Below are 18684 nucleotides of genomic sequence, written 5' to 3'. Positions count from 1 at the left end.
TGCAGGTGGTCGACGCCCTCGTGTATGTGCTTCGCAATGGCGCTGGACCCAGGTAGAGGTCACTGCTCTCGCCGACGGGCTCGGGATGGTTCGATGGCTGCAGGCAGGGTGAAGGCCGCCTCGGCGGCGTGGGATTGAGCGCGTGCTTCGTGCTCGGTGGTCCACCCGGCCGCTTCGCGCAGCATGCGGAACTCGTGGCCCAGGGTGGTGGCCGAGGTGGTGCGGGCGTCGGTGTTGATGGTGACCGACAGTCCGTCGCCGAGAAGGGCGGTGGCGGGATGGTCGAGCAGGCCGGCCACGGCTCCGGTCTGGACATTGCTGGTCGGGCACATCTCCAGGGCGATGCCCTCGCGCCGCAGTCGGTCGAGCAGGGCACGGTCGCCGACGCAGCGGACGCCGTGGCCGATGCGGCGGGCGCCGAGCACGTCGATGGCTTCCCACATGCCGGCTGGGCCGGCCGCCTCACCGGCGTGGACCGTGCACGCGAGCCCCGCGGCGTGGGCGAGCTCGAAAGCGCCCCGGTGCGGGGTGGCGGGATAGAGCTGTTCGTCACCGGCCAGGTCGAGTCCGGCCACCACGCCCCGGTGCGGGGTGGCGGGATAGAGCTGTTCGTCACCGGCCAGGTCGAGTCCGGCCACCACGCCCCGGTGGCGCAGCGCGGTCTCGGCGACCGCCAGGCTCTCCTGCGGTGTCTGGTGTCGCAGGCAGCACAGCAACAGCCCGGTGGCAACCCCCGTGGCGCCCCGACCTGCGGTCAGTCCTTCGGCCACGGAGGACACCGCCTCGTCCTGGGTCATGCCCCGGTGGCCGTGCAGTTGCGGCGCGAAGCGCACCTCGCCGTGGACCACACCGTCGGCGTGGAAGTCCTCGACCAGTTCGCGGGCGGCCCGGCGCAGCGCCTCCGGGGTCTGCAGCACCTGAAGCGGCAGGTCGAAGTAGGGCAGAAACCGGGTCAGGCTGCCGCAGTCCGCCGGCGCGGTGACCAGGTGCTCGACGGGTGCGGTCAAGGCGATGCCCTGCTCTCGGGCCAATTCGGCGATCGTGCTCGGGCGCAGCGACCCGTCGAGATGGCAGTGCAGTTCGTAGCGCGGCACGGGTGCTGGTGCGGTGTCCGAAGTCATCGATGTCTTTCCCCGGTGGTCGGCTCAGGCAGGTTGCGGGTTCGTGGCGCAGGTGCCGAAGAGCAGACGTGGCTTCTCCCCTCGTGCACAGCTGGAGGTGGTGACCGGTGCGGCAAAGCAGAGGTCCGCCGGGTCGTGGTTCGTGGACCCCTCTCTTGTCTAATCGTTTAGATGACAGAATGCAAGGACTATGGCCAGGAGAACGGATCGGGCGGTGACACTGGCGGACGTAGCTCGCAGGGCGGAGACCTCGACCGCCGTGGTCAGCTACGTGATCAACAATGGTCCCCGTCCGGTGGCTGCCGAGACCCGCGAGCGGGTGCTCGCCGCGGCGGCCGAACTGGGTTACCGGCCCAACCGGGTGGCCAGCGCGCTGCGTTCTCGCACGACCGGCGTGGTGGGCCTGGTGCTGGCTGATGCGCAAACCCCGTATTTCGCCACGTTGGCCGGGCACATCGAGCGGGCTTTGGACGAGCGCGGCAAACTCACGCTGATCGGCAACGCCGGATACGCCGCAGACCGCCAACAGGACCTCGTCGAGCGATTCCTGGCGGCCCAGGTCGACGGGCTCGTGATCGTCTCCGCGGACGGGGGCGCCGATGTGGCGGCCCACGCCGAGGAGGCCGGTGTACCCGCCGTGTACGTGCACCACCAGCCCACCGAGGCGCATGCTCCCGTGATCGCCGCCGACAACCGCACCGCAGTGCACGAGGCGGTGGCGCATCTGCGCCGACACGGGCACGAGCGGATCGCGTTTTTGGCCGGTCCCCACGACATCGGGCCCGTGGGCCTGCGACGGCAGGCCTGGCACGCCGCTGTCGCCGACGCCGAACTCCTGCGCTGCGACTACTCCCGCGCCGCAGCAGCCACCGTGGCCGAGCGCCGCATCACCGACGGCACCATGCCGCGTGCCCTGATCACCGCCACGGATGAACAGGCCATCGGGATCCTCGCCGGGGCCTGGGCAGGTGGACTTGTCGTCCCCGACCGCCTTGCACTGATCAGCCTCGACGGAACTCCCGACAGCGCCTACACCGCCCCGGCCTTGACGGTGACTCAGCAGCCCCTGCACGCCATGGCAGAACACGCCGTCGATCAGCTGCTGGGCACCAGCAGCCCATCACCGGCCCCGTCCGCCGCCACTCTGATCCTCCGACGCAGCTGCGGGTGCGACCACCGCGCAAGCGCGCTGTGACCAGGGACTGTCGAGCCCTTCTGTGCCAAGCGCGGTGCTGAGGCGGGCCGGCGTGGGATCTGCTTGGTCAGATCCTGCAGCAGCCCTCAAGGCCGCCCGCTCGAACCGGACGCGCGGCTTTCCCCGCATCCGGCTCTCCACATGCCTTGCCCGTTGGTCAACCGGTCGTGGCTGCGGTGGTCCGAGGATGCCACTGCGCAATGCGGAGTGTCCGTCGTCGAATACCCGCTGGATCTCGAGGCCGCACCGCAGGATCTGCTGGACCAGGTCGGCATCCTGGCCCGCTATGCTCAGTCCGCTGTGCCTACCTGAGGAGGTCGTTCATGGGGCTCCGGTTCCGCAAGCCGCTGCGGCTCGGCCCGGTCACGCTGCACGTCACCCAACGTGGGCTCTCCTCCTGGTCGATCAAACTGGGCCCGTGGTCCTGGAACTCGCGGCACCGCAGGCAACGGGTGAACCTGCCCGGGCCGTGGCACTGGACCGGCCGCCGCAGCCGCAAGGACAACCGCGGCTCGTAACCGCGCAGTCACTCCTCTTCCTGGCCTTTGTCTCGCCGCTGCTTCGGAGGTGGATGCGTCGGTTTCGGATTGATTTCATTCAACACTGAAGTTATCGAGGCAATTATCATTGTGATTCGTCTCGAGCAGGCAGCGGCACGGCTCTACGCATCGCAGGGCAGCTGGGCCAGGGCCTCGTCCTGACCCAGCAGCTCAGTCCACGATGTCCACGTGAAAAGGCCCCCACATGGGCTCGCTTTCGCAGGCCCGGATGACCGACGAGCGGGCTCACCTCACCGGGCCTTCAGCTCAGGCTCACACAGCCCGACCGGCGGCGCGTTTGCGGCGTCGCCGCAGGCGGCGCGCGGACAGCGCGGCGAAGGCCTTGCGGCCTCGGCGCGGTCGAGGGAGCCGGCCCGCGATGGCGTCGTCGAGCAGCGTGCCGACGGTTTCCCGGGCGCAGACCTTGTTGGCGCCGATGCCGCCCGAGGGACCACGCTTGATCCAGCCCACGACGTAGGTTCCCGGCAGGCCGTCCACACGCCCCTCTGCATGGGGGATGGTCCCGGACTCCTCGTCGAACGGCAGGCCGGTGAGTTGAGCCCCGCGATACCCGACCGCCCGGATCACCCGACCGGCCGCGATCTCCACGTCATCGGTGCGGCCGGTGGCGCGCAGTCCTCGCACCTCCGTGTCGCCGAGGATCTCCCGGGGTGCGGAGTGGAAGCGCAGCACGATGCGGCGCCCTCCGTGCGCCGGCGGTGCGGACCAGTCGACGGTCTCGCGTGGCAGGCCCCGCAGCAGACCGGCCTTGTCCTCGGACGCCGCGGCATCGATGGTCTGTCCGACTTGTGCATCGTGCGCGTCCACCACCAGCTCGACGTCCTCCCGCTGCGCGATCCCGAGCAGTTCGGGGCTGGTGTAGGCCGCCGCCTCGGGGCCGCGGCGTCCCAGCAGCACGACCTCGCGGACCCCGCTCGATCGGAGCTTGTCCAGGATCGCCGGGGCGATCGCGGTGTTTTCCAGCGTGCTCGGGTCCATGGTCAGGATCCGGGCCGCGTCGAGCGCAACGTTGCCGGTGCCCACCACGACCACGCGCTCGGCCGACAGGTCGATCGCGTCGGCCGGAACGTCCGGATGGCCGTTGTACCAGGCCACCACCGTCGTCGCTGCAACACTGCCGGGCAGGTCCTCGCCGCGGATGCCGAGCCGGCGCGCCGACGAGGCCCCCACCGCGTAGATCACGGCATCGTGGTGCTCGGCCAGTTCGTCGACGGTGACGTCCCTGCCGATCTCGAGACCCAGCCGCATCGTCAGCCGGGGATGCGTGTGGAAGCGGGCGAACGTCTCGCCGATCTGCTTCGTCGACACGTGGTCGGGTGCCACGCCGTAGCGCACGAGCCCGCCTGCCTCCGGCAGCCGGTCGATCAGGGTGACCCGCGCGTTCGTGTGCAGCAGCAGGTCCTCCACGGCGTACATGCCCGCAGGGCCGGTACCCACGACCGCGACGTCCAGCGGCGCGAAGTCGCTGGGGATGGTGCGGTCGAACACCGGCGGACCCCAGGCGTGGAAGTTCGGCGCCGGGTCGGGCTCCTCCGATGTCGGCGCCCGGTCCGCGTAGTAGGAGGCGTTGACCTCGGGATACGCCTTCAGCGGTCCGGTCAGGTTCTCGGCCGGGAAGATCGCACCGACCGGACACGCATCCGCGCAGGCGCCGCAGTCGATGCACGTCTGCGGATCGATGTAGAGCATCTCGGTCGTGCCGAAGTCCGGCTCGTCCGGCCTCGGGTGGATGCAGTTGACCGGGCAGACCGACACGCACGACGCGTCGCTGCAACAGGTTTGGGTGATCGCGTAGGCCATGAGTGTCAGAGGAGGTTCGCGCGCTTGTAGATCCACATCGAGGCCTTGGTGAGCAGCCCGGCCGAGCCGAGGAACTCCATCAGGCCCGAGCAGCTCGAGCGCAGCAGCGACTTGTGATGCTCGTTGTTCTTCGCCTCCCGAGTGGCCCGTTCGGGGTCGAGACCGGCGTTGGCGTAGACCTTCTTGTGCACCATGCTCGTGACGATGAAGTACGACACGATCGCGACGACCAGGGCGTTGATCTGCCTGCGCAGCCAACCCGCGCCCGCGAGTCGGCTTCGGGTCTCCTCGCGGGCGAACTTCATGTGCCGCGACTCCTCGACGACATGGATGTTATTGATGGTGCGCACGAACGGAGCGATCCGCTCGTCGCGCATCCAGTCCCGCTGCATGACGTCGAGGACCTCCTCGGCGACCAGGATCGCGGCGTAGGCCGCCTCCCCGAAGGCGAGGGTCTTGAACGCGCGGCCGAGCTCGACCACGAGACGGCGCGGGCGGTACGCGGGAGCGCGGAGCTTCGCGGCACCCCGCGCGAACATGATGGAGTGCCGGCACTCGTCGGCGATCTCGGTCAACGCCCACTGGAACGCGGGCTCGGTCGGATCCTTGGCGTAGAAGTCGCGCAGCATCATCTGCTGCAGGATCATCTCGAACCAGATGCCGGTACTGGCCACCGAAGCCGCTTCCTGGCGAGTGAGCTCGCGCTGCTGCTCCGGTGTCATCTCCGCCCAATACGACGTCCCGTACAGGGTGCTCCACTCCGGACTCGCACCGTGATGGTTCGTGTCCAGGGGCGTCTCCCAGTCGACCTCCTGGGCGGGGTCGTAGGAAAGAGCCTCGGACGAGTGCAGCAACCTCCGAGCGACATCGTCACGGTCGGACTGCGTCGGTGCCGCGTCGGCTCCGGCAGTGGCGCTGGCCATGGGTCTCCCTCAGCAAGGCGATGGGTTACCAACGGTAACTGTTACTACTGGTAACAGTGCACTGTCCGGCACGGCCGGGTCAAGACCTCAGGGCCAACCGTCGGCAAGAATCCTGCTCCTCTGCACGAACGATCCCCACTCCGCCACGCCTGCCTGCGATGCTGCGGGCTGACGAATAGCCTGGAGCCGAGCCAGGGTCGGCACGAAGCGAGAGGGTCACGTGGGAACCGAGCAGGACCAGCCGGGTGCAGGGGTCGCCGTCATCACCGGAGCGTCCTCCGGTATCGGCGCCGTGTTCGCCAGGCGGCTCGCCGAGCGGGGCTACGGCCTGGTGCTCGTCGCCCGCCGTGAGCAGCGACTGGACGAGCTCGCGCGGCAGCTGCGCCCGGCCGCGGCACCGGTGGAAACGATCGTCGCCGACCTCGCCGACAGCAACGATCGCGCGCGGCTTCTCGAACGCGTGCAGCAGCAGGACGTCACCGTGCTGGTCAACAACGCCGGGATCAACGGCTACGGCCCGTTCGATCAGGTCGATCCCGCACTGCTCGGCAGGGTCATCGACGTCAACGTGACCGCCCCTACCCTGCTGGCCCGGGCGGCTCTGCCGGGGATGCTCGAACAGCAGCGCGGCGCGATCGTCAACGTCGCCTCCCTGCTGGCCTTCGCCGGTGCGCTGCCGCCCGAACCGCTGCCCCACCGCAGCACCTACGCGGGCACCAAGAGCCACATGGTGACCTTCAGCCGCACCCTGGCCGCCGAACTCGCCGACACCCCTGTCCGGGTGCAGGCCCTGTGCCCCGGGCTCACCGCCACCGAATTCCACCTCACCCAAGGTGAGGAACCGGTGACCGGTGAGCGGGAACGCACCCACGCCGAGGGTGGCATGAGCGCTGAGGACGTGGTCACCGCCTCCCTGGTGGCGCTGGACAACGGCGAGGTTCTCTGTGCCCCGGGACTCGAGGACGCGCAGGCCGTGGACCGGCTGGTCACGGTAGAGGCCGAGCTGCGCCGCGGCAGCGTGCCCGATCTCGCAGAGCGCTACCGCAAGCAGCAGTAGATGTGTCTCCCTTTCGGATCATGCGACAACATGCCGGTGACCGGGCCGGGTCAGCGGTGATCATCACCTACTCGACCCCGCACAATCGATAGGCACTGCCTCTCGATCGACCGTGATTCGATATTTCCGTTCATGAACGGTGCCGCTTAGTTTTCGGCGCAACCCCCGTGTCCTTTTTGCGAAAGGTGCCGTTCATGTGCGAGATCGTCACTCAGGCTGTGCAGCAGGCAGTGAGCCGCCGCCGACTGCTGGGAGGCGCCGGTGCCGCTGCGTTGGCGACCGGGGTGACGGCTGCGACGGGAACCGCTGCGGCAGCACCACCGGAGTCGGCCGGAAAGCCGGTCGGGGACGCCGAGGCGCGCAACCACCGGTCCCGGTTGACGCTGCTGGGCACCAGCGGAGGCCCGGTGTGGTGGCCGGGTTCGGAACGTGAAGGCATCGGCTCGGCCGTGGTCGTCGACGGCGACGTGTACCTGGTCGATTTCGGTGACGGGTCCGGCAAGCGGTTCAAGCAGGCCGCACTGGTGCCGCCGGAGATGCGGACTCCCGGCGGATTCTGGGGCGAGGAAATGATCCGGGCGATGTTTCTGACCCACCTGCATTCCGACCACGTGGCGGACTACTTCGACTACTTCATGCTCGGCTGGACCAACGGCCTGCGCAGCCGTCCCTCGCAGCAGCCGATCCAGGTGTTCGGTCCCGGCCGGCGGGTCGACGAGCACGGCAACGTGGTCATGGAACCGATCTTCACCAAGCCCGGGGAATCCGCTCCCGACATCCGGGTGGAGAACCCGGACAATCCGGTGCCGGGCACCGTGGACATGACCGACTCCCTGTACCAGGCCTTCGCGTTGGACATCAACGACCGGATGCGCGACAACCGGTATCCCGACCTGCGGGAGATCTTCACGATCAACGACATCGCCATCCCGGACGGCATCGGCTACCACCCCAACGACAACCACACCCCGCAGGGCATGGAACCGTTCGAGGTCTACCGCGACGACAAGGTCCGGGTGACCGCCACCCTGGTCGACCATTTCCCGCTTGTCCCGGCCTTCGCGTTCCGGTTCGACACCGACGACGGCTCCGTGGTGTTCTCCGGCGACACCGGACCGAGCCACAATCTGGTCAAACTGGCTCGCGGTGCCGACATCCTGGTGCACGAGGTGATCACCCAGCAGTGGGTCGACGTGCTCATGCCGCCACCGCTGACCCCCACGGAAGAAGCCCTGCGCAACCACCTGCTGAGCGCGCACACCCTGCCCGAGGACGCCGGTCTGCTCGCCGAGCAAGCCGGGGTCGGCACGCTGGTGTTCTCCCACATCGTGCCCGGCAATGCTCCGGACGAGCACCTGAACGTGGCGCGCAGGCACTTCTCCGGGCGGCTGGTCGTCGGCCGCGACCTCATGGAGTTCGGCATCGGCAATCCCGGCCGCTGAGCCTGCCGTGCAACAGTGGGTGACTGCCGGGTGCGCTCCGACAGCAGCACCGCTGTCCCGCCGACCTGTTCAAGGTTTCCACGCGACTCGAAAGCGGCGGTTGCGCTGCTGCTCGCGCCCACATCCACTGAGATCAGGCGTCCGGATCCGCATACTGGAAGCACTGCGGCCACAGCGAGGTGAGAGCAGTGACAACCACCGGAACCGATGGTCCCCGCTTCAGCTCTTCCGCACCGTCCGGAGCGCAGAAGCACCGCAGGGATCGCCAGTGACCACGGAACCACGGAATCTTCGTTTCGACGACTTCGTCCCCGGAGACGAGGGACGCCGGGAAGCGCTGTGCACGCTGGGGAACGGATACTTCGCAACCCGGGGTGCCGCGCCCGAGTCCCGCGCCGACGACGTGCACTACCCGGGCACCTATGTCGCGGGATGCTACAACCGGTTGACCGCCTGCGTTGCCGGGCGAGAAGTGGAGAACGAATCACTGGTCAACATGCCCAACTGGCTACCGCTGACTTTCCGCGCCGAGGACGCCGAGTGGTTCGATCTCACCAACGTCACGATAGTGGGGTACCAGCAGGAACTCGACCTCAAGAGAGGGGTGCTGCTGCGCGAGATCCGGTTCCGGGACGGAGCGGGACGGACCACTCGCCTGACCCAGCGCCGCTTCGTCAGCATGGACTCCCCCCACGTCGCGGGGCTGGAGACAACGCTTCACCCGGAGAACTGGTCCGGCAACATCACTTTCCGCGCGGGCTTGGACGGAGGCGTCACCAACAGCGGCGTCGTACGCTACAGCGCACTCGGTGGACAGCACCTCACGGACCACGTCACACGCGAGGATGCTCCCGATGTGATCCTGCTGCACGCGCAAACCTCCCAGTCCCGGATCCGCGTGGCGCAGGCCGCTCGCACCCGCATGTGGCTCAACGAGAGCCCCGCGACCCCGGAACGCGCGGTTCACCGACGCGAGGCCACCATCGCCCACGACATCACCACCCGGGTCGAGCGGGGCGAGGAGGTCCGCGTCGAAAAGATCGTCTCGCTGTACACGTCTCGCGACGTCGCCATCACCGAACCCGCCGCCGAAGCCGTGGACAGCGCACACAACTCCCCCGCCTTCGGCGAGCTCCTCGAGGACCACACTCGCGCGTGGGACCGGCTGCGGTCGCGTTTCCACTTCAGCCCCTCGACGAGCGAACCGACTCAGCAGGCGATTCGACTGCACTCGTTCCACCTGCTGCAGACGATCTCCGAACACACGGTGGACATCGACGCGGGCGTGCCCGCTCGAGGGTTGCACGGTGAGGCCTATCGAGGGCACGTCTTCTGGGACGAGCTGTTCGTGCTCCCCACGATCACGTTGCGTCTTCCGCGCGTGGCCCGCGCTATGCTGCTCTACCGGTATCGACGACTCGCTCGTGCTCGCGAGAGCGCCCGCGCCTGCGGACACCGCGGCGCCATGTTTCCCTGGCAAAGCGGCAGCAACGGCCGCGAGGAAAGCCAGCGAATCCACCTCAATCCCCGTTCGGGAAGGTGGATTCCGGATGCCACCCACCTGCAGCGCCACATCGGGACGGCCATCGCCCACAACGTCTGGCACTACTGCGAAGTCAGCGGAGACGGGGATTTCCTGGAGAACTACGGCGCCGAGATCATCCTCGATGTCGCTCGATTCTTCTCCTCGATCGCCCAGTACGACCCCATCCGGGAAAGGTACGTTGTCCGCCACGTCGTCGGACCCGACGAGTACCACACCGGCTACCCGGGGCGGGAACAGCTCGGCATCGACAACAACGCCTACACCAATGTCATGACAGCCTGGCTGTGCAGCACCGCAGTTCGCACTCTGGCCGCTCTCTCCCCGCAGCGCCGCGCCGAACTCATCACCGCACTCGACATCCGCGACGAGGAGATCGACCGGTGGAAGCACCTGTCCCGCCGCATGTTCGTTCCCTTCCACGAGGGAAGCATCATCAGCCAGTTCGAAGGGTACGAGCAGCTCGCCGAGCTCGACTGGGAGGAACACCGCACACGTTACGGAGACGTCCAACGCCTCGACAGGATCCTCGAGAGCGCAGGGGATGACCCCAACCGGTACAAGATTTCCAAGCAGGCCGATGTCCTGATGCTGTTCTACCTCTTCTCCGCCGAGGAACTCGGAGAGATCCTCGGCGGACTGGGGTACATGCTGACGCCCGAAGTCATACCGGACAACATCGACTACTACCTTCGGCGCACCAGCCACGGTTCCACGCTCAGCGCCGTGGTGCACTCCTGGGTGCTGGCGCGCGCGCACCGGGAACGAGCTGTCGACTTCTTCGAACGCACGCTGGCCAGCGACCTCAACAACACCCAGCACGGCACCACACCGGAGGGCATCCACCTGGCCGCCATGGTGGGCAGCATGGATCTGTTGCAGCGGTGCTTCGCCGGCATCGAACCCCGTGGGGGCGTGCTGCACATCAACCCCTTCTGGCCGACCGAACTCGGAACGCTGGAACTGACCATCCGGTACCGGCAACAGCCGGTCACCATCAGAATCGACGACCACTCGGTCACTGTCAGCGCCCTGCCCGCTCTGCAGGACCGCACCGTGCTCATCCGGTGCGGCCGTCGGAGCGCGCGCCTCGCTTCAGGAGCCACAGCGACGTTCCCTCTCGACAACGGCAGACCCCGACCGTGACCCGACGGCGAAACCGCCCTTCCTCGAGGAGCCGCGCATGGTGTCCGAGTTGCGCACCGCAACACCACGGCCCCGCCTGGTCGTCGGGGTCGACCATTCCGATCAAACCTGGGGCATGCAGCCCTGTGGACAGCCACGGAGGCCGCCGCACGAGCCGGTGACGTAGATGTCGTCCATGCGTACTACCACCCCGAAGTCGGCGCTCGGGAAGGTCGACTGCACCGCGACCGCGGTGAACATCTCCTTCACCGCGCAGCGCGCGCTTGTCACCGGAGAGCACCCGAGAGCGCGGTGCGTACCCATCTGATCGCGCAGCCGGTCGTGCCGGCTCTGCTCGCGCAATCACACGACGCGGATCTTCTGGTCACCGCGGATCGTGGGTCCGGCGGCTTCACCGGACTCATGGTGGGATCCGTCAGCACCGCACTGGCGACCCGAACCGACTGCCCCCTACTCGTGCTGCGCACCGGTTCCGACAACCGTCCTCGGCAACCGAGAAGCGGACCGATCGTGATGGGCCTCGACGACACCGGCTCGGGCGCCCTTCTGGACACGGCCGCCCGCCGGCACGCCGGAATGGTCGTTGTCGGAGGCGGGCGCAGTGCTTCCGAGCATCACGTGCGTGGTTCGACACGTCTGGAGCTCCTGAAACGGGCGCCCTGTGCCGTGTCCGTTCTCCACGGTTGAACGGCAACTCCGCCTCCTCGAGCGGCACCCGGCCGAGTTCGACCACGAGCCCCGGAAGCCTTTCCGTCGCTGTCAGCGGGCTACGAGGACGGGACACGGTGAGTGGTGGATCAACACCTGACTGGTCGACCCGAGCAGCAGGCCGGCGAAACCACCTCGTCCACGCGCTCCCAACACCAGAAGCTGCGCGTTGTTGGCGCGTTCCAGCAGAACCTTGGCCGGTTTTCCGCAGGAGACGACCTGCTGGACCGTTGTATTCGGATAGCTCTCCCGCCATCCGGCCAGGACCTCGGCGAGCAAGCGCTCCTCGTCGGCCTGCACCGAGTCGCGAGTGCAGTCGACCTGCGCCCGCGTCCACATCTCTCCGGCCACCAGGTCATGCCAGACATGCACCGCCACCAGTTCCGCGGACCTCGCCGAGGCGGCCTCGAAGGCCCACGTCAAAGCGGGGTCACCTCCGCGGGAGCCGTCCACCCCCACTACCACGGGACGGCCGACGATCGCAGCACCGTTGTCAGGCCCACGCAGGACTGCGACCGGGCAGTGCCCGTGCCGACACAGGGCCACCGCCACAGAGCCGAGGACCAAGCCACCGAAACCACCGGATCCACGGCTGCCCACCACTGCCAGCTGCGCGGTTTTCGATTCGTCGATCAGCACCGTCCGCGCTGACCCGGTCCGCATCTGAACGTCCACCTCCACCCCGGGAGCCTCGACCTCGACCGCTTCCACCGCCTTACGCAGCCACTGCTCGACCTGACGCTGCACGGCGTGCTGGTAGGTGTCGGGAAAGGACACCATCGGCATGTCGGGGCCATGCGTCATCGAGGACACGTCACCATGCACCACGCGCAAGGGAGCGCTGCGGTGGGCGGCCTCACGCGCCGCCCACCGCAGCGCCTGAAAGGAGGCAGGAGAATCATCGATGCCCACCACGATCGGCTTCGAACCACGAGCGCTCATGCCCCACCTCGCTGCCCACTTCAGATCCTCAGCCGCCTCGTGCGGGGAACCATCGACGACAACCACGCGCCGGTCACACCGACCGGCTCCCGCACCCCCACGGCCTCGCCTCTTCGCCCGGTCGACGCTGCCGTCGCGCACAACGTGTTCGACGCACACAACCATGGCACCTCCGCGGCGACGCCGCAGCCGGCCGCACCCTGCACGACCCGGACATCACGGACCGCTCGACGAACGCGCCTCCGGATCGCTCGCCGAAAGATCGTGATCAATTTTCTCGGGACGGGATTCCGGGACTATCCTCCTCGCAGAAGGATCGCCGGAGCGAAACGAATTCGGCACCGGCCGACCTCGCGCAGGAAACACGTCCCGAAGCACCGCAACGGAGCTCCTGCACCGAACCACCGAAGAAACCCTCGGTGAGAACACCCCCGGCAACCTCTCTTCACCCGGCAGGTGGTCGTGGTGACGGCGAATATCGACCCCTCCCGCCACCGGGGAGTCCTGTTCGACATGGACGGAGTGCTCACCGACACCGCAACGGTGCACCTCCGCGCGTGGAAACGCCTGTTCGACGAATACCTCCTGCAGCGACCGCCGGGAGCGGGGGAGAATCACGGTTCGCTGAGCGCGGAGGACTACCGTCAGTACCTCGACGGAAAGCCGCGCGCGGACGGGGTCGCCGATTTCCTGCACTCCCGGGGGATCACGCTCCCGGCCGGTCACCCGGACGATCCTTCCGACCGCGATACCGTCCACGGGCTGGGAGCCCGCAAGGACCGGTTCTTCCTGGACTCTCTGACCGACCAGGGTGTGCGGGTGTTCGAGGGGGTCCACGCTCTGCTCGTCAACTTGCGGCGGCACCGGCTTGCCACCGCAGTCGTCTCCGCGAGTCGTCACTGCGCCGACGTTCTGGAGCGAGCCCACCTCGTCGCACTGTTCGACGCCCGCGTCGACGGGGCGGTAGCACAACAACTCGGTCTCTCCGGCAAACCCGATCCGGCGACCCTGCTGGAGGCCGCACGCCGACTCGGACTCCCGCCCTCCCGGCTCGCCGTGATCGACGACGCCCGAGCCGGCGTCATCGCCGCACGTGCGGGTGGGTTTGCTCTGGTTGTCGGGATCGACAGCTCGGGAGCATCGCAGCAGCTGCTGCACGCAGGCGCGCACGCCGTCGTCACCGGAGTCGGCGCCATCACCGTGCGCCCGACGGGCGCACGGGCCTCACCCGACACCGGGCACCCGTGACAACCGCACCGAGCTCGCCCCATGACCGCTGTCGCCAACCATCAGCGGCTCACGTTCGGGAGTCGCCGATCGACAGCACTACGTCCCTTCTACCGTGCGCACCACCACGACGGGACACCGGGCGTGGTGGAGGACACCGGCGGCTACCGAGCCGAGAAACAGACCGCTGAAACCGCCTCGCCCTCGGTGACCGACGACGAGGAGTTGCGCGTCGCGCGCCGCATCGGTCAGAACCGCGACCGGGTGGCCACGAGGCGCGGATCGCCGCACCGGGATCGCGGGCCATGTTTCGCTCACACGGGCCACCTGGTCGGCGAGAGTGTGCTCGATCCGTTGTCGAACCTGGTCCCGCTCGGAGGGAGGCAATGGTACGGCCAGCAGTTCCTCCTCGTGCCATGCTTGCACGGCAAGCACTTCGCAGTGTCGCTGAGCGGCGGATTCGACGGCAAAACGCAGAGCCGCATCGCTGGCGGGTGAATTGTCCAGACCGACGACGACGGGGCCGCTCGGGTTCACCTCCTCGTCATGCACGACGACCACCGGACAGCTGCTGTGCGTGGCGACCGCTGCGCTGACCGAGCCCAGCAGTGCACCCGCGAACCCACCCAGTCCGCGCGAACCCAGGACAAGCATGTGGGCACTTCGGGAGTGCTGCAGGAGTTGTTCGACCGGGTGACCGCTGACGACCTCATCGGTGACGACCACCTCGGGTTCCCGCGCGCGGCACTGCTCGAGGGCGTACCGCATCACGTCCTCGGCGTGTCCCGCACGCTGCGGGTCGTCGTCGACGACCACGAGATGCAAGCGTGCATGCCGACGGGAGGCCTCTGCAGCCGCCCAAGAAACAGCGTGGAAGGACCCGTTCGATCCGTCGATCCCGGCAGTGATCGCCTGTACTGCTGTTGCCATATCGCCACTCCTGTTCACTGCTGTGCCCCCGGAGCACGGCGACCGGGTCTCGCGAACGGGAAGCACCCCACGAAGGCATGAGCGAGTTACACCGCCCGTCCGATCGCCACGCTGCCCAGGAGGAACAGCACGACGCACTGTGACACGACCGGCAGCCACCTCCCCACCGGAAACCACCCATGCCCCGAACGCGATGCCGAGTTCCCGCCCGGCCCCTCCTCACGAGCGAAGGTTGTCGCGACGGGCTCGGCCTCGGCCGCCGCACCACAACGCATCACGAGTTCGCGCCCTGTCGGATCCAGCACGGGCAACAGCCGGGAACGATCCCGGTGCGGGTTCCTGCGTCGGCTCGCTGCGGCCACTCATGACGCCCCCGTGGACGTTTTCCACGCCCTCACGCGGGTCCGCCTTCCGGCTCTTCCTCGTGACGGACGACGAGCACCGGACACGGGGAGTGGTGTACGCAGTGCTGACTCACCGACCCTAGCAGCACTCCCACGAATCCACCGTGTCCCCGGCTTCCCACCACGAGCAGGTCGTTGCTGCGGACCGCGTTCACCAAGGTCTCGGCCGGATGCCCCCGCACGACCTCTTGCCGGACGGACACCTGCGACCCCAGCAGCGAGGTGGTCTCCTCGACCGCCTTCCGCAGTGCACGTTCGGCGTCTTTGTCAGGATCCTCTTCGGGCATCGGTGCCCCCACCCCGTAGTAGGTCGGATGTGCCCATGCGATCAGAGCTGTGACTTCCTCCCCGGTCTTGTCCGCGTACCGCAGCGCCCACCGCAACGCAGCTCGTGACCCTGCCGACCCGTCGATCCCGACGACGATCCGTTGTTCCTGCTCGCTCATGTCTCCCCCTGCACATGCACGGACGCCGAGCACCTCTTCGAGACACGGCACGGCCCGCCGCAGAACCGGTCACGACGACTCGACATGTACTCCTCCCCCACCGAGATCGCACGTCGATGCCGGGCGGCAACGTCCTCGACCGAACCGCCGCTCGGAGCGCCCTTCGGCGCGTCGCCGACCTGAGCGTCTTCGTCCCCTCGAGTCACGACGACGGATCACAACAACGCTGCGTGAGCAAAACGGACGGTCTGCGCGTCCTCTCCCGATGCGGGAATCATCAGCCCAGCTCAGGTGGGCCGATCCAGCAGCACGTCACCGTACCGGCAATCCCGGCCGCTGACACGCCTCGAGCCTCCGGAGTCTCTTGCGCGCCGGGACATGCCGTGCTCGGTGCGGGAGGGTGGCCGATCGCGGCGGCGCGAGCACCATTCGTCTCCGCCGGCTTCGCCGTGGATGCCAAGCGCATCACGTGTGTAGACTTCGCCCGGAACGATCAGTTTCGGCGAGCGGGCTCCGCGCTGTCCGCGGGGAGGCACCGGCCCGACTTGCCGGTTTCGCACAGCACACACGGGAGTACACGCGATGACCACAGCCGGTCTCAACGCCTCCGGCAGTGCCGGCGGCGGCTTCGGTGCCGACACCGACATCGACGCCGACGCCGCTTTCAGCGCCGCAGGCAACGGCAACGCTGCCTATGTCGCCGAGAGCAGTGCCGACCTCGCCGCCACGGGCGGGACGAGTGCAGGCCTGGAGGCCGACACCGGATCCGTCGAGGCCGACTTCGGTGCGAGCACCGGCTCCGCCGGGGCCGGTGTCGACGCCGTCGGTGAGACCTACGCCGCCGGTAACTCCGGGACCGCCGTCGGTGGCCAGGGCAGCGGCCAGGTCGAGGTCGAGGCCCCGCTCGATGCCAACGTCGACCTCGGTGCGGACACCGGCTTCGGCAACGCCGACCTCGAGGCCGCAGGCGGCAGCACCGGCGCCGACCTCGCCGGCGAGGCCGACCTCGCCCTCTGAGGCTCCCAGGGGTCCACGCCCCGAACATCCAGTGCGGCCTCTCCACCTGCTACAGGTGGAGAGGCCGCACTGCACTGTCGCCGTGGCCTGCTCACCTCGGGACTGCGACCGCCTCGGTGGCCGTGGCCAGAGTCTTGTCCCTCACGACAGCTCCTCCCGCGCGGGGTGGATGGTGCCGGTGACCTCGCCGAATCCGATGCGGGTGCCCTCGGCCCCGGGGGCGGTGGCGCGGATGGTCACCGTGTCTCCGTCGGCGAGGAAGACCCGCTGGGAGCCGTCCTTGAGAGTCAGCGGGTTCTCGCCGTTCCAGCTCAGCTCGATCAGCGAACCCCGCTGATCGGGCTCCGAACCGGACACGGTGCCCGAGGCGTAGAAGTCACCGGTACGCAGGCAGGCGCCGTTGATGGTCATGTGCGCCAACTGCTGGGCCGGTGACCAGTACAGCGCGTCGAACGGCGGCCGGGCGATGACCTCGTCGTTGAGGCTGACCTCCAAGTCCAGGTCCAGCCCCCACGGCTGCTTCTCCCGCAAGTACGGCAACGGCTGGGGATCCTGCTCCGGTGTGGACACCCGAGCCTGCTGCAGTGCCTCCAGCGGCACGATCCACGGCGAGACCGACGTGGCGAACGACTTGCCCAGAAACGGGCCCAGCGGCACGTACTCCCAGGCCTGGATGTCGCGGGCACTCCAGTCGTTGACCAGGCACACCCCGAACACGTGCTCGGCGAAATCCTCGGTGGACACCGCAGTGCCCAGGTCACTGCCCGCGCCGACGACGAAACCGACCTCGGCCTCGATGTCCAGCCGCTGCGACGGGCCGAACATCGGTGCCTCGGCCTGGGGCGGCTTGCGCTGCCCACTGGGGCGCACGATCGGCGTGTCCGAGGCGACCACGGTGCCCGCCCGGCCGTGATAGCCCACCGGCAGGTGCTTCCAGTTCGGCATCAGCGGCGGCGAGTCCGGCCGGAACATCCGCCCGATGTTGCTCGCGTGCTGTTCGGAGGCGTAGAAGTCGACGTAGTCGGCCACCGAAAACGGCAGCAGCAGCCGAACGTCACCGAGGCGGTACAGCGCCGGTTCCACCTCGCTGCGATGGGCCTCGTCGGTGAGCAGATCGGTGACCCGCGCCCGGGTCTGCTGCCACCGCTCGCGGCCTTGGGCCATGAACGTGTTCAGGCTCGGCTGCGCGAAAGTTTCCTCGTCCAGGACCGCGGCGAGGTCGAGGACGTGCTCGCCGATGGCCACCCCCACCCGCGCGGGCCCGCCCGCGGGTTCGAACACCCCGTAGGGCAGATTGGTCACCGGAAAATCCGAACCGGCAGGCACCGGAACCCAGCTTGTCACCGTCACTGTGCGCCCTTCCTTTCCCGTGTCGATTCCAGTATGTCGCGTGCCTGCTGCGGCGGAGTGCCCGTGCTGCACGAGCCGTAGCTGACCAGCACCGATCGCGCGCGCAACGCCGCATCCCGGTCGAGGGCACCGATACGCCGTGCCAGCTCGCCGGAATCCTCGATCTCCAACACCGTGCGCACCTCGTCCTGCCCGGCCCCACCCGCTGCGACGGCGGCGGCCAGCAGCAGGTTCAGGTAGCCGTGGTGGGTGAACCCGGTTTCGGGATCCTGGTGGCGCACCGCCTGGTGCAGCCCGGCCGTGGCCTTCAACGGCAGCCCGGCGCCCACACACGTGAGCAGGAAGTGCGCTACCTGCTGCGGGCCGGGGAACAGCTCGGCGCGCACCCCGCCGCAGCGCAGCTTGCCGCCCACACGGCGCCGACCGCCGGCCGAGGCGGCCAGCTCGGCGATCACCTCGTCGACGTCGTCGAGCGTGGCCGGCTCGAAGTAGGCCGCCACCTCGACCGAGATGCGCTCCAGCTCCCGCAGCGCCGCCGAAACTCCCGAGGAGCTGTGCTGATCCCGGAAGGCCGCCAGCGGGATCTCCAGCAGTGCCAGCGACAGTCGATGATCCAGGATCACCGCGTCCAGCACCTCGCTCAGCCCGTCGGCACCCTGGTCGGCGATGAGTCCGAGGCGGAAGCGATCGGAGCCGGTCAGCTGCCCGCGCAGCTCGTCGAGCCGGCTTGCCGGGCACAGGAACCGGTGGGTCAGCATCGGTTCACCGGCCTGCTGATCGGCCCGGTGCCGCTCGACGGCGGCGGGCATGTCCAGCGCCGTGGGCGGGAACAACCCGGCGTCGTCGACCAACCCGTGCAACAGATCCGCCATG

At 68.4% G+C, this 18684-nt stretch carries 17 protein-coding genes; 9 read left to right on the top strand and 8 right to left on the bottom strand.

Going from position 1 to position 18684, the window contains the following annotated elements; all coding sequences use genetic code 11:
- Positions 1-59: 59 nt before the first annotated feature.
- Positions 60-1121, bottom strand: coding sequence for an adenosine deaminase family protein (locus DFQ14_RS04510; protein WP_114451784.1), 1062 nt, complete (start codon positions 1119-1121; stop codon positions 60-62).
- Between the two features lie 190 nt (positions 1122-1311).
- Between DFQ14_RS04510 and DFQ14_RS04505 the strand changes: the two genes are divergently transcribed.
- The 3 genes from DFQ14_RS04505 to DFQ14_RS04500 all read left to right on the top strand — a co-directional run bounded on the left by DFQ14_RS04505 (position 1312) and on the right by DFQ14_RS04500 (position 2834).
- On the top strand, positions 1312-2316 hold the full coding sequence (locus tag DFQ14_RS04505; protein ID WP_114451783.1) for a LacI family DNA-binding transcriptional regulator: 1005 nt from the start codon (positions 1312-1314) through the stop codon (positions 2314-2316).
- Between the two features lie 141 nt (positions 2317-2457).
- Positions 2458-2628 carry a hypothetical protein gene (locus DFQ14_RS21790; protein WP_158546656.1) on the top strand — a complete coding sequence of 57 codons (171 nt, stop codon included), beginning with the start codon at positions 2458-2460 and terminating at the stop codon, positions 2626-2628.
- Between the two features lie 11 nt (positions 2629-2639).
- The gene (locus tag DFQ14_RS04500; protein ID WP_114451782.1) at positions 2640-2834 is read left to right on the top strand and encodes a DUF4236 domain-containing protein; all 195 of its coding nucleotides are present in this window, start codon (positions 2640-2642) and stop codon (positions 2832-2834) included.
- Between the two features lie 294 nt (positions 2835-3128).
- Here the strand turns inward: DFQ14_RS04500 and DFQ14_RS04495 are convergent, their stop codons facing one another.
- Positions 3129-4676, bottom strand: a complete 1548-nt coding sequence (locus DFQ14_RS04495) for an FAD-dependent oxidoreductase (RefSeq protein ID WP_114451781.1) — start codon at positions 4674-4676, stop codon at positions 3129-3131.
- A 5-nt stretch (positions 4677-4681) separates the two neighbouring features.
- Positions 4682-5599: an AurF N-oxygenase family protein gene (locus tag DFQ14_RS04490; protein ID WP_114451780.1), complete on the bottom strand. Its 918-nt coding sequence runs from the start codon at positions 5597-5599 to the stop codon at positions 4682-4684.
- 220 nt (positions 5600-5819) lie between these two features.
- Here DFQ14_RS04490 and DFQ14_RS04485 point away from each other — a divergent pair, with 220 nt between their 5' ends.
- The 4 genes from DFQ14_RS04485 (at position 5820) to DFQ14_RS04470 (ending at position 11474) form a co-directional block, all read left to right on the top strand.
- Positions 5820-6656 carry an SDR family NAD(P)-dependent oxidoreductase gene (locus DFQ14_RS04485; protein WP_246195313.1) on the top strand — a complete coding sequence of 279 codons (837 nt, stop codon included), beginning with the start codon at positions 5820-5822 and terminating at the stop codon, positions 6654-6656.
- Between the two features lie 194 nt (positions 6657-6850).
- On the top strand, positions 6851-8098 hold the full coding sequence (locus DFQ14_RS04480; RefSeq protein WP_114451779.1) for an MBL fold metallo-hydrolase: 1248 nt from the start codon (positions 6851-6853) through the stop codon (positions 8096-8098).
- Between the two features lie 268 nt (positions 8099-8366).
- On the top strand, positions 8367-10787 hold the full coding sequence (locus tag DFQ14_RS04475) for a glycoside hydrolase family 65 protein (protein WP_114451778.1): 2421 nt from the start codon (positions 8367-8369) through the stop codon (positions 10785-10787).
- 108 nt (positions 10788-10895) lie between these two features.
- Entirely contained in the window at positions 10896-11474 is a 579-nt protein-coding gene (locus DFQ14_RS04470; RefSeq protein WP_114451777.1) for a universal stress protein, read from the top strand.
- A 72-nt stretch (positions 11475-11546) separates the two neighbouring features.
- Here DFQ14_RS04470 and DFQ14_RS04465 read toward each other — a convergent pair whose 3' ends face one another.
- Positions 11547-12437: a universal stress protein gene (locus DFQ14_RS04465; protein ID WP_114451776.1), complete on the bottom strand. Its 891-nt coding sequence runs from the start codon at positions 12435-12437 to the stop codon at positions 11547-11549.
- Positions 12438-12902: 465 nt separating this feature from the next.
- Here DFQ14_RS04465 and DFQ14_RS04460 point away from each other — a divergent pair, with 465 nt between their 5' ends.
- Positions 12903-13685 (top strand): HAD family hydrolase, encoded by a 783-nt coding sequence (locus tag DFQ14_RS04460; RefSeq protein ID WP_114451775.1) that lies wholly within the window; start codon positions 12903-12905, stop codon positions 13683-13685.
- Between the two features lie 78 nt (positions 13686-13763).
- Here DFQ14_RS04460 and DFQ14_RS04455 read toward each other — a convergent pair whose 3' ends face one another.
- Together DFQ14_RS04455 and DFQ14_RS04445 are read right to left on the bottom strand one after the other, a co-directional pair.
- Positions 13764-14594 carry a universal stress protein gene (locus DFQ14_RS04455; RefSeq protein WP_114451774.1) on the bottom strand — a complete coding sequence of 277 codons (831 nt, stop codon included), beginning with the start codon at positions 14592-14594 and terminating at the stop codon, positions 13764-13766.
- A gap of 394 nt (positions 14595-14988) precedes the next feature.
- Complete coding sequence (locus DFQ14_RS04445) at positions 14989-15444, bottom strand: universal stress protein (protein ID WP_114451772.1); 456 nt, start codon at positions 15442-15444, stop codon at positions 14989-14991.
- A 582-nt stretch (positions 15445-16026) separates the two neighbouring features.
- Here DFQ14_RS04445 and DFQ14_RS04440 point away from each other — a divergent pair.
- Positions 16027-16461 (top strand): hypothetical protein, encoded by a 435-nt coding sequence (locus tag DFQ14_RS04440; RefSeq protein WP_114451771.1) that lies wholly within the window; start codon positions 16027-16029, stop codon positions 16459-16461.
- Between the two features lie 141 nt (positions 16462-16602).
- Here DFQ14_RS04440 and fahA read toward each other — a convergent pair whose 3' ends face one another.
- Both fahA and DFQ14_RS04430 read right to left on the bottom strand, forming a co-directional pair.
- Entirely contained in the window at positions 16603-17811 is a 1209-nt protein-coding gene (gene fahA, locus DFQ14_RS04435) for a fumarylacetoacetase (protein WP_114451770.1), read from the bottom strand.
- Positions 17808-18683: a hypothetical protein gene (locus DFQ14_RS04430; protein ID WP_114452116.1), complete on the bottom strand. Its 876-nt coding sequence runs from the start codon at positions 18681-18683 to the stop codon at positions 17808-17810. The genes fahA and DFQ14_RS04430 overlap by 4 nt, the downstream gene beginning before the upstream one ends.
- Position 18684 lies beyond the last annotated feature (1 nt).

It is taken from the genome of Halopolyspora algeriensis (assembly GCF_003337235.1).
GTDB classification, from domain to species: Bacteria; Actinomycetota; Actinomycetes; order Mycobacteriales; family Pseudonocardiaceae; genus Haloactinomyces; species Haloactinomyces algeriensis.
This window is presented reverse-complemented; position numbering and strand designations above follow the sequence as displayed.

Coding starts and splice junctions, on each gene's coding strand:
- DFQ14_RS04510 (WP_114451784.1), bottom strand. CDS start 1,121: ATGACTTCGGACACCGCACCAGCACCCGTGCCGCGCTACGAACTGCAC.
- DFQ14_RS04505 (WP_114451783.1), top strand. CDS start 1,312: ATGGCCAGGAGAACGGATCGGGCGGTGACACTGGCGGACGTAGCTCGC.
- DFQ14_RS21790 (WP_158546656.1), top strand. CDS start 2,458: ATGCCTTGCCCGTTGGTCAACCGGTCGTGGCTGCGGTGGTCCGAGGAT.
- DFQ14_RS04500 (WP_114451782.1), top strand. CDS start 2,640: ATGGGGCTCCGGTTCCGCAAGCCGCTGCGGCTCGGCCCGGTCACGCTG.
- DFQ14_RS04495 (WP_114451781.1), bottom strand. CDS start 4,676: ATGGCCTACGCGATCACCCAAACCTGTTGCAGCGACGCGTCGTGCGTG.
- DFQ14_RS04490 (WP_114451780.1), bottom strand. CDS start 5,599: ATGGCCAGCGCCACTGCCGGAGCCGACGCGGCACCGACGCAGTCCGAC.
- DFQ14_RS04480 (WP_114451779.1), top strand. CDS start 6,851: ATGTGCGAGATCGTCACTCAGGCTGTGCAGCAGGCAGTGAGCCGCCGC.
- DFQ14_RS04465 (WP_114451776.1), bottom strand. CDS start 12,437: ATGAGCGCTCGTGGTTCGAAGCCGATCGTGGTGGGCATCGATGATTCT.
- DFQ14_RS04455 (WP_114451774.1), bottom strand. CDS start 14,594: ATGGCAACAGCAGTACAGGCGATCACTGCCGGGATCGACGGATCGAAC.
- DFQ14_RS04445 (WP_114451772.1), bottom strand. CDS start 15,444: ATGAGCGAGCAGGAACAACGGATCGTCGTCGGGATCGACGGGTCGGCA.
- DFQ14_RS04440 (WP_114451771.1), top strand. CDS start 16,027: ATGACCACAGCCGGTCTCAACGCCTCCGGCAGTGCCGGCGGCGGCTTC.
- DFQ14_RS04430 (WP_114452116.1), bottom strand. CDS start 18,683: ATGGCGGATCTGTTGCACGGGTTGGTCGACGACGCCGGGTTGTTCCCG.